7 protein-coding genes and 2 pseudogenes are annotated in these 10,654 nt (G+C 67.3%); 1 reads left to right on the forward strand and 8 read right to left on the reverse strand.

Translation table 11 applies throughout. The features are described from left to right. Together ACFWBW_RS40630 and ACFWBW_RS40635 are read right to left on the reverse strand one after the other, a co-directional pair. Positions 1-1,003 (reverse strand): annotated as a pseudogene (locus ACFWBW_RS40630) (mobilization protein); the annotation flags it as partial. A gap of 17 nt (positions 1,004-1,020) precedes the next feature. Next, complete coding sequence (locus tag ACFWBW_RS40635) at positions 1,021-1,416, reverse strand: hypothetical protein (RefSeq protein ID WP_385384590.1); 396 nt, start codon at positions 1,414-1,416, stop codon at positions 1,021-1,023. A 310-nt stretch (positions 1,417-1,726) separates the two neighbouring features. On the opposite strand from ACFWBW_RS40635, the gene ACFWBW_RS40640 reads away from it, so the two are divergent. Then, on the forward strand, positions 1,727-2,896 hold the full coding sequence (locus tag ACFWBW_RS40640; RefSeq protein WP_385384593.1) for a restriction endonuclease: 1,170 nt from the start codon (positions 1,727-1,729) through the stop codon (positions 2,894-2,896). Positions 2,897-2,947: 51 nt separating this feature from the next. Here ACFWBW_RS40640 and ACFWBW_RS40645 read toward each other — a convergent pair whose 3' ends face one another. From ACFWBW_RS40645 to ACFWBW_RS40670, 6 genes and pseudogenes are all read right to left on the reverse strand, one after another. Then, the gene (locus ACFWBW_RS40645; protein ID WP_385384596.1) at positions 2,948-4,063 is read right to left on the reverse strand and encodes a hypothetical protein; all 1,116 of its coding nucleotides are present in this window, start codon (positions 4,061-4,063) and stop codon (positions 2,948-2,950) included. A 538-nt stretch (positions 4,064-4,601) separates the two neighbouring features. After that, a complete protein-coding gene (locus tag ACFWBW_RS40650) occupies positions 4,602-6,686 on the reverse strand; it encodes a hypothetical protein (protein WP_385384599.1) in 2,085 nt (694 codons plus the stop codon). A gap of 36 nt (positions 6,687-6,722) precedes the next feature. Next, complete coding sequence (locus ACFWBW_RS40655; RefSeq protein ID WP_385384602.1) at positions 6,723-8,705, reverse strand: hypothetical protein; 1,983 nt, start codon at positions 8,703-8,705, stop codon at positions 6,723-6,725. Further along, on the reverse strand, positions 8,702-9,406 hold the full coding sequence (locus ACFWBW_RS40660; RefSeq protein ID WP_385384605.1) for a hypothetical protein: 705 nt from the start codon (positions 9,404-9,406) through the stop codon (positions 8,702-8,704). The genes ACFWBW_RS40655 and ACFWBW_RS40660 overlap by 4 nt, the downstream gene beginning before the upstream one ends. Positions 9,407-10,147: 741 nt before the next feature. Further along, positions 10,148-10,378 (reverse strand): annotated as a pseudogene (locus ACFWBW_RS40665) (HNH endonuclease); the annotation flags it as partial. Then, positions 10,348-10,654, reverse strand: a 307-nt coding sequence (locus ACFWBW_RS40670) for a tetratricopeptide repeat protein (RefSeq protein ID WP_385384608.1), incomplete at its 5' end; no start/stop codon positions are given. The gene ACFWBW_RS40670 and the pseudogene ACFWBW_RS40665, both read right to left, overlap by 31 nt.

The following is a 10,654-nucleotide window of genomic DNA, read 5'->3' on the forward strand; positions in this document are numbered from 1 at the left end:
CGAAGACTTCCGCCGCCGCTTGGAGACGTGCCCGGACGAGGCCGGGGGCGTGGAACGCGGCGGCCACCAGGAGGTCGCCGAGCGCGGCCACGTCCCCCGCGCCCTCCGCCTGCCCGGCCCGGCCGAGGAGACCGGCCGCCTCCCGGATACGGACCTCCGCGCGCGCCCAGTCGTCCGCGCCCACGGGGATGTCGAAGCGCTCGCGGACCCGCGGCAGCGACAGGTTATAGGCGAGCGTGCTGCCGGAGAACCAGATCGGCCGGCTCCCGCCCTCCGCGCGGTCCCCCGGGAGCGCGACCGCGTACCCGACGAGGACGCCTTCGTCGTCGCGGCGCTCGCGCACGCGAAGGCCTCCGTCGCGCAATCGCTCCAGGAAATCGGTGTCCCCGGCGGCGCGGGAGGAGGCCTGACGGACCGTGCGCTGCAGGGACTCCCAGGCGGTCTCCGCCAGGCCCCGCCGGTCCGCCTTCGCCATCTCCCCCGTGGCCGGGGCGCGGCGCGCGGTCCGGTCGCCGGGGGACATCGGGGTGAGGTTCCAACGGGCTTCGAAAGCGCGGGCAGCGGCATGCATCGCCACGATGTCGCCGCGCAGGCGGGGCTGGCGCCCGTCTACGCGGGCGAGGGTCGCCGCGCTGTGGATGTGGTCGGGGGCGTGGCGCACGGCGATCCACCGGCAGGCCTGTTCGTCTCCGTACGGGGCGATGCCCGCGGCGTCCACCATCGCGGCCGCCACCTCCCCCCACTCCACGTCGGACAGGACCCGGTCATCCGCGTGGTTGCGGACCGAGACGTGCCACACGTGCTTGACCGGGCGCACCCCGCGCAGCGCCTCCGCGGGGGCGTCCAGAAGGTCGGCGAGATCCTGCAGCGACGTCGCCGCCGGCTGCCGCACCGGGCACGGAAGATGGGGGTCGAAGGCAGTCACCAGATGCGGGTCGGTGTGCTCATCCTGCTTCCCCGGGCCGAAGAGGTAGTCGAGCAGCTCATAGGTGTCGTCACCCATGTCCGGCTTCTTCGGCATCAACGGGAACGGCGCTCCCGCATCACCTGAAGCGTCGCTGCGTCCACCCGCACCACCGCCGCCCGCACCCGCGCAAGAACCTCCTCGACGCCGCCATCGGCGACGCCGACCGCAGCATGCCGGTCGAAGCGGACCGCGATCTCCCGCAACGCCGCACGCGCCTGCACCAGCTCGCGCAGGACATCCGCCCGCTCCGCCGACACCGGCACCAGAACCTCCTGCGCGACGGCCATCACCGCGTGCCCCGCCCACGCGGTCGGCGCCATCGACTCCCCCGCCGCCGCCTGCCGCACGACCTCGATCTCCGCCTCGGAGAACGCGACGTTCAGCCGATGCCCGCGTACCTGACCCGCCTGACGTTCACGGCGCCGGACCGGACCCTCATCTGCCACCACAAGCCCTCGCTCCCGTGCATCCCAAGGAAGCCGGAATCCGTGTTCCTCACCGGAACACAATCCAAGATCGTTAGTGCGTAATGTTCCATTACGCACTAACTGGCTCCCCTTTTCTATTGCATGAAAAATCCTCCCAGCCAGCCGCACCCGACCACCCGGAAAACCGTCGACCACGCCCCGACACCACCCACCCCACCACCCGAGGCAACACGAAGCGACGACCACCCACTGGTTGAACCCAGCCGCTCCGCCTCTCCTTCGATGACGCAAACCGTCTACAGCCGCCGTCTCGGGGTGTAAGTCTGTGCCCATGGATCTGGAAGAGCTCCTCCGCGCCATGGACCGAACAGCAGCCAACCTGAGCAAACTGGACAGCGTGTGGGAGCGGGCGAAGCAGTACATCCCGAGCGGTCCGCAGCGGGGTTCGCATCCCGCGTACGAGGACCTTGCGATGGCCTGGGCCGACCTCCTTCCGGGGCTTCCTCTGATCGATGGCTGGACCATCACGGACCCTCTTCCGGACATCGACGCCATGGGCCAGTCGTTCATCGACTACTTCGAGATCAGCGAGCAGCCGAACGACCTCCATGCCTCTGGCGAGAAGCCCGGGGTGGATCTCGCCGCGTACCGGTACCGCCTCGAACGAGCCCGTCGGCGTGCTACCCGCGGCCGCTTGGAGCAGCTCATCTCCACCATCGACGCCGCACTCCCCGCGGCCGTAAAGGGCGTGGCACGGGACTCTCTTGAGCTACTGCAGAACGAGCAGACCCAGCAGACCGAGGCAGCCGTCGGGGAGATCGCGAGGCTCCTGGGTGACGCCGCCAGCAATACCTCACGCTGGTGGGACCTGCACCGGCACATGCGATTTAGCCAGGGACACGACTGGCACGACATTGTCGAATTCGACTGGCCCGACGTGCGTGCCGACATCACAGCCAAGGCCCTGGGGGACAGTGACCCGCTAGCAGTCCCCGAGATCGACCTCGGCCAAGCCGCATCAGGCCATCTCACCGGATCCGCCACCCTCGCACTGCCCTGGGAGCGGCTGGACGATGACGGATTCGAGAGGCTCCTCTACGATCTTCTGCGCAGCATCCCAGAGCACGAGAACGTCCAGTGGCTGATGCAGACCCGGGCCCCTGATCGAGGGCGTGACCTCTCCCTGGACCGGGTTCTCAAAGACGGGTCCGGTGGTGTGCGCACGGAACGGGTCATCGTCCAGGCCAAGCACTGGCGCAGCCGGTCCGTGAACGCTGCCGCGTTGTTCGAGACAGCCACAGCGGGGAAGCTGTGGAGCCCGCCTCTCGTGCGCGGGATCGTGATCGCCACCAGTGGACGCTTCACCGCTGACGCAGTCGCCTGGGCGGAGCGCCACAACGCTGAAGGCACCACGCCCTACATCGACCTGTGGCCCGAAAGCCGCCTCGAAACCCTCCTCGCCCAAAGGCCCCACCTCGCCGCCATGCACGGCCTCAGGTAGCGCACACGGCATGGGGTGCCTGTCTGGTCCCAGGCCCTTGATCGGGGCCAGTCAGGGCTGTGCCTCGGGGCCTGCAGCGGCGTCCTTAAGCACTGCGATCCACTCGGTCATGAGTGCCTGAGCAGAGTCTTGTCCCGGTCGGCGCAGGAGGTCCGCATGGTGCTCGGTGAGTAGCTGACTCATGTGCTCGCTGAGCTGGTCGTAGACCGGGTCCAGACACATGATGAGCAGCCCCGCGGCATCGATTTTGGTGAGCATGTGTGGGAGCGCGATGAAAAACTCGCCCATGCCGAGCGTGTCGATCCTGACGCGGATGGCCTGCTGTCCTGGGGTATCGGGCAGGAGCATGCCGTGGAAGAGGTAGAGGCCGCCGCACAGTCCCAGGGTTCGGGCGACGTCCCGTGCTCGCGCCAGGTCATCGGCAGTTACAGAGGTGGCCTGCGCTACCGCGTCGTGGTGGCGGACGCTGTCCCACGTTCCGTCCTGCTGGGCCCGCTCGTAGATCTGCACAAGGAGCACGGGGTCGGTCTCCGGGAACATTCCCGTGCCGGCCATCGCGTGCGCGTAGGTCCCCGCGTCTACTTCGCCGGGTGGCAATCCGATTGCTGCGATCAGGTGGACCAAGTTCCGCTGCCCACCGCGAGGTGGGGGCTGGAAGTCCTCGGTGCTGCTGAGAAGTGCTTCCCGCATGCGTCCCGGATGTCCCAGCAGACCTGGGCTCCGAGCGAGGAACTTATCGGCGGCGGTGTAGAGGTCGTCAGCGTCACCGTCGTTGCGGACTTGGTGAGCCTGCTCGATCAAACGCCGGACCGGGTCACGGCGTAGCGCCCAGACGAGGGCGTCGCGTACCGCGTCGAAGGGGGGCTCCGGCACCGGCTCCCTCGTGTTTCCTCCTGGTGTTCCGGCCCGCATGTACCAGGCCAGGACGGTGGCTCGCAGGTCCTTGCCCTGCCCGCTGCAACGCGTCAGTACATCGGCGACCTCCACGGTGCTGGGGCGCAGAACGGATGTCGAGCCCCGGCCTCTGCCTAGTGCCCCACGGGCGTGCCGTGGTAGCAGGCCGGCTCTCCGCCAGCGTTCCAATTGCGCCGCTGATACGGCCAGGTCGCGGTCGTGGAGAAGCCCGAGCAACTCCCGGTCGGCAGAGGAGGTGTCTTCGCGTGTCACGTCTGCACTTTAGAACCCCGCGAAGTATCTCGGAGCGGGGAATGCGACGTCTGACTCAATGGGACGCAGGGCGGAAACGCACGACTTCAGGGACGCCTTGCGGGTCCGTGCGCCGTCACGCGATTCGGCACTCGGGAATACGTGCGTTGCGGGCAAGGGACAGAGGAAGAGAACTCACAGACATGCTGAACGAAGTGATCACCGGCTCGATCGAGGAACTTCTGGGAGGCTTTGCCGTGGTCGTAGCCGTCGGCCTCGCCTCACGGGTTCGCCGCCGTCGTAGTGCCCACCGCGTCATCGCGCGGGGTGAAGGCGAAGCGCCGACGCGGCCCGCCCGCACATACACTCTGATCGGTACGAGATTCCGGACGGCCGCGCGGTCCAGCTCGCCAGCAGTCGGTCTGCCGGCACCGTCATGATCTGGCAGGAGTCGGTCACCGATAGTCCGCAGCGGTTCGAACTGCCTGACGCTGTCCTCTCCGACGGCACCTACGCCGCGGAGCCCCTCGACTAGTACCGCTGAGCCGTCCAGGACCAGCTACCGGGAGTAGCTGGAGGGCGTCGTCCGGTTGCCGGCGACGACGCCGACCACAACGACGCGGTCCACCGTTGCTCCTCGCGGCCGGTGAGTAGTGCTCCACACGCTCTCGTCCAGCCGAAGGTTGCCCTTGGTATCGGTCTTGGAGGTGAGGTCGAGAACGAGAAGTTGTCCGAACGGAGCGTTGGTGTTGCTGTAGTCGGCTGTCTGGGTGAGGTAGCGGCCTTCCAGGTATGGTCGGCTGTTGTTGGAATCGTCCTTCTTGATCTCGGTGAGGTAGCGCAGGCTGCCGAAGTGGACCATGACGTCGGCACGGCCCATGGCCAAGTCGACGGGTTCGACCATGACGGCATTATAGAGATGGCCCCTCTGCAGCCATTGATGAAAGTCGCGCTGGAGGTCGGCCTCGACCGGCTTGCGAGCGTTGCTTCCTTCGGGCTTGCGCCGGTAGTCGAAGGGCGGAGGTTCGTTCTTGTTGCTGCCGCCGACGAGGTTTGTGCGGGTGAGGTCGGAGCGGCTCTTGAGGAACAGCAGGGTCTGTTTCACGAGGGCCGAGAAGGTCCTACGTGTCTCACCGGTGAACGCAGGATGCCCTGTCAGGGACTCCATGAGTTCGTCGAGCTTGGGGACGATGAGCGGGTCAGTGGCTTCAAGATGGGCGACGTCGTTGTCATGAGCGAAACCCTCGATGGCGAGGAGCTGGGCGTCATCCAGGGAGGCGGCAATACGCAGAGCCTGATTGGCTCCAAGGGAGAGCAGCAGGGTCGGTGCCCGGCGCTGCAGTCGGGCCAAGAGGGCCCGGTCGGGATCGTCATCTTCGGATTGGTCTTGGCCCTGCGACGGGGTGACGTCTCGGGCTTCGCGCTGGGATGAGGTGGTCTCGATCGCGTTGAGCAGAGCGTTGGCGGTCTCCGCATCGAATCCGCGGTCGGCATGGCGCTCGGTCTCTTGAGCGGCTCGGCGCAGTTGCGCGAGGAAGGCTTGCTGCCGCAGAAAGCTGTCTTCGATCACTGGCTGTACGAGGAAGGCGAGCCCGTCGCCGCTGTCGCCGGTCATCGGCTGGACGGTGCGGCTAGCCTGGTAGGCGGTGAGGACGGTGGCCAAAGCCTGCCAGCCGTCCAGCCAGGCATCGTCGTTGAGGGTGTTGGCGGCGCCCCGCAGTTGCAGGATGAGCTCGTGCCAAGCGATTTCGGCCGAGCGTCTGGGCTGGAGCCAGGCGGGCTGGTGGGTGCGGTAGATCCATGCCTCGCGCTGGTCGAGGAGGTTCGCGATCCGCTCGGCGGCATCGGTGATGGCGTTCGAGTCCTGGCGGCTGAATGCCATGATCGCGTCGCAGACTGCTGCGAAGGTCTCTGCGTCGTGGCGGGCCTCCTCGGTTTGGGCGGCTCTCGTGAAGTGCCTGCGGGCTTGGACCAGGTGGTTGGTCACGTCGCCGACAGTCTTCGAGGAGAGTGCGCGGCGCAGCAGGTCACAGCCGAGTTCGAACAAGGCGTCAGCGTCGGCGGCTTCGTCTTTGGTGAGTTGCACGAGGAGGTCTCGGACGCTCTCAGCGATCGTGTCCTCATGAGCCCAGCGGTCGAGGGTGAGGCCGAGAATGCGCGGTAGCCGCTCAAGGAAGTCCTCGGGTCCGTCAACAGGCACCTCTTCGAGGGCTTGCCACACCTTGAAGGGGCTGACGGCTTCGGCGATCGCCAGGCGTACGGCTCCTTCGAGTCGGGCGGCGGCCAGCAGCGGCGTCGTTTCGATTCGGTCCAGGAGATCGTTCAGCAGGGCGGTGGTCAGCGGCTTCCCGAGGGCTTTGGCGGCCGATGCGCTGTCCAGCAGGGCGTCGAGCGATGCCGTGAGGTGGAGCACGCTGGGCTGGGTGGCGATCCCCCGTGGAAAGGTGGTTCCGATGGTCTGCCACTGCTCGTCCCCGCGGTTGTAGGCGTCGGCGACGGCCTCAGCGAGGAAGGGTGCGAGGGGGCCAGCTGCTACGTCCCCGGCTTGGCCCATCACCGTGTCGGTGGTCAGTCCAATGGCGGGAAAGGTGATGGGCTCTCTGCGCGCGGCCAGTTCAGTGAGCCGGTCGGCGAGCTGGAGCATGTCCTTCGTCCTTTCTCGTGCTGTGCCGGGGCGGGGTCACCACAGCGGATCGCCCTTGGCCGCCTGCCGGATGGTGTCCTCGGGGAGCGTGGCGTTGGCAAGCTTGAAGTCGGCCGTAGTGAGGAGGACCTGGAGCTCGCTGTCGGCTGCGACCGCGGCCAGTTCACGGAAGAGCTTATGGGCATCTGCGGACTGCATTTCCTCGGACTTCGGGCTGTCGATCAGTAGCAGGCCGGGGTGAGTCGACACGCCGTTACGTTGACCGATCCGCAGGAGGGCGATGGCAACCGCGATACGCAGCCGAAGTTTCGCCCCTGCTGTTTGGCCTTGGAACCATTCCTGTGCGCTGCCGACGGGGTAGATCTTCAGACGGGCCGCGCGGTCGATGGACACCGACTGCAGGGACGGCACCCCGAATCGGGTGGCGAGACTGGCGATCTCGTCGTTGATCTCTTCGAAGAGCTTCGCAGCCGTGGCCTTGCTGTCAGCATCAAGCAAGCTGGCAGCGGCCGCCAGAATGCGAATTGCCTTCTCTTCTGCCTCGTCTGGACGGGATTCCTGGGGGGCTTCCAGCACGCTGAGTGCGCCTTCGAGGCGCAGAACGGCTTCGTGTGCGGCGAGCCGGGCCGGCAGGTCGGCTGCCGACTGGGCGCGACGCAATTCGGCTTGGTTCTCCTCCAGCTGGCCGGTGAGCTGCCGGACGTCGGCTCGGGCTTGCTCTCGTTCGGTTTTCGTGGCTTCTTCGGCAGCGATGGCGGCTTCGAGGCGGGCCTCGGCTTCGTCGGTCACGGCCTGCGGGTCTTCGTCGTCACCCACCACTTCCCTGGCGCAGACCGCGCAAGTGTGTGCGTGGCGCTCGTCGCGGCGGCGCTCGTCGTCGATGGTCTGGTCGCATCGCGGGCAGTTGGTCGGGTTGAGCCCGTGGAACAGGAGGCGGGCGGTCGCGCTCTCGGTGACGTCGTTGAGGAGTTTGGCGGCGTGCTGCCGTTCGGTACGCGCCCGCCGGAATGCGCGGTCCGCTTCCTCCCAGACGTCCTGCGCGTCAGCCACGCCTTGGGCCAGCTTCATTGCGGTGTGCGCGAAGTCGACTAGCGAGACATCGCTTGTGCCGCTCGGACTCAAGCTGGCGAGGAGATCTTGAGCTTTGCCGAGTTCGTCCTGGAGGTGGTCCCGCTCGGTCGTGCGGGCGGCAGCCGTCGCCTCGGCGTCCTTGCGGCGTGCCTTGTTGCTGGCGACCCGAACGTCGTGGACCGTCTTGACCCGGGTGAGAGCCGCGGCGGCTGGCAGGTCGAGGAAGACCTGCAGCAGGCGTCCTGGCAGGCCGTCGGTCATGACGTCGCCCATCAGCGGCTTGTCGGCGCCGGTGGGGAGGTAGATCGCTCCGAAGTACGACGGCCATCCGTGCGTTGTGGTGCTGGTTTCCTTGCGGCTGTTGAGGAGGGGTTGCAGGTCCATCCGGCCCAGCATTAGCCCGGCGATCTGCTCCGCGTAGCTTGCCGTGCTCGCTGCCCGGAGCAGGGATGTGATCCCCCGGCCGGGGTCGGGCGCGCGTACTCCTTCGAGCGCGGTGATGTCCGGACCGGTCAAAACGACGGCGGAGACGATCTCCCCCTCTGCGAGGTCCAGACGGAACGCCATGGGCGTGCCAGCAACAGTCGCGTCCAGATCGACATGCCGGAGCCAGTGGCGAACCCGGGTCTGGAGCGCGTCACGCCAGGTTCCGCGCAGACACCACGTCACCAGCTCCAGTACCGAACTCTTACCCCGGAAGTTCGATGCCACGAAGGCGGTGAGGCCCTCCGAAAAGTCGAGCGGAGTGTCGAACGGACCCGGCTGGACGTCGCCGGTCCGCTCCCCGGCCAGTCGCAGTCGATGCACGCGGAGCGGGCGGGCGCGTGCGGGAGAGACGACGAGGGGCAGACCATAGGCTGCGAACACGTCACGGACGTCGTCGACCGGCACTCCCGCCTTCTTCGCAATCCTGGCCTCCAGGGCTACCTCAGGCTGTGGTGCGCTCACGCCAGTCCCCCTCCTTGCACGGCGAGCTGCTGGCGAAGCACCGCCAGGCGGCCTCGTGCCTTCGTGCTGATCGACTGGATTTCCTGTCCCCGCGGCGTCTGCGCGTATTCGGGGATCCTGTACTGCATGTCCTTCAGTTCACTGCCCCGCCTGTCGCCGGCAAGAGCCAGAACAAGGCTGACCCGCTCGACGTAATACGCGAAAGCGGGCGCTTCACGGATGATCTCCCGCACGACATGTCGGCCGTGCTGCAACAGGTAGTAATCGTGTTGGCGCACCCGCTCGACCGTCCCTCGCCGCTGCTGGATGATCAGTCCAGCACAACGCAGAACCGCCAAGGCGTCATCCAGCCACCCGTAGGCACCGAAATGATGGCGGAGCATCGGGTAACGGCGGACCTCGGGTTCTTCGGAATCCAGGATCGCTGCGGCGTGCTCCAGGAGCTCGAGTTCGCCGGTGGCCTCGTAGCCGTTGAGGAGTTCGTTGGCGAGGAAGTCCGGGTTCCGAAGCCAGAAGTCGAGCTTCTGCAGTTTGACCTGCGTACGCACGACCCCGACAGCTTGCTGTAAGGCGGGCTCGGCCTGCTCCGGTACGGAGAGCGGCTCACAGGCACCGTCGACCAGCAACAGAATACGGACGGCGTCCTGCTCGCGGCTGGTAGGCGGGCCATCAGCTTCCGCGCTCGCTCCGTCGTGATCCATTGCGCCAGAGTAGTGAGCCGAGCACGCTCTGCCCATGGCATATCGGATTCCCAGCGCAAATCGTGACGCCCGACGAACGAGGACGTCGGCGACTGCTCGATGCCGCCCTCTGCGGTGTCACTCGATGCAGTGGGCCTCGCCGTCGACGCAGCGGATCGTGTGGCCTCTCTGACGTGGCGTTATGGACGCCAGGGAGGCAGTTGGCGCCACGTCGGCATCGTGCCTGAGTCAGCGAGGGCGGGCGGCTCGGTGGTAGCCGCGCTGCGGCAGGAGGCGCATGCCGCAAACCTGATGACCGGAGCCGCCTACGACGGCCGGCCGACCACGTCGGGCTGAACACCCTCTTGCAGCCCACGATGCGGAACCACCTGAACACGACGATGCCGCAGCCGGGCTCCAAGACAGGCGGGTGTTCACGCAGTGGTGTGGGGACCTCTGCGGCGCCGCTGGCCTTCACGGCCTCGACGACGTGCTGGTGGAAGGCGGCCGGGCCGCCGGGCGGGAACGGGGCGGGGCTGCCGGTGAGGGTGTACCACTCCTCCGCGCCCGTGTACTGGATCCGCACCGAGGCCGTACCGTCCGGGCCGGGCTCGGTCGTCACGGTGACATCCCCGGTGATGACACCGACCTCATCAGTCATCGCGCCGCCGGGGCCTGCCTTCACATGGTCGGTCAAGGGCCCGGCCCCGTCCGGGACGGGACCGCGTTCGGGCTGCGGGGTGCCTGCGGTCGGGCGGTCGGTCATGAGCACGTCTCCAGCATCTCGGTCAGCTTCGCCTTCTCGCCCTCGGTCACCGTCAGCTGATAGGTGGCCTTCACGTTCGTCCAGGCCGTCGCGTACGTGCACCAGTAGCCCTTGGCCGGAGACTGCCACTCGTCGGGGCCCTGATCACCCTTGGACCGGTTCGTCGCCGCGGACACCGCGAGGAGCTGGGGACGCGTCAGGTCGTTCGCGACTTCCTTACGCCCGGGCTGTCTTTCATCTCCTCCCGCAGCAGGGACCGAAGCTGTAGTGACCGATCAAGCTCCCTTTGGTGGACGTGGGGGCGGAGCCGGGCCAGTTCTCGCCGGATCTTCACGACCTCGTTGATAGCAGCTAGTGCCTCCTCGTGCCGCCCCAGATTCCCCAGATCGACGGACAGGTTGTTCAGAGTCATGGCGAGGTCGGGCAGGAAGACTCCGGGCCGCTGCCCGGCCAGCACCCGATACACGTCCACCGCCTCATTGATCGCGGCCAGTGCCTCCTCC

The organism is Streptomyces sp. NPDC059957 (assembly GCF_042730015.1).
In the GTDB taxonomy this organism is placed as follows: Bacteria; Actinomycetota; Actinomycetes; order Streptomycetales; family Streptomycetaceae; genus Streptomyces.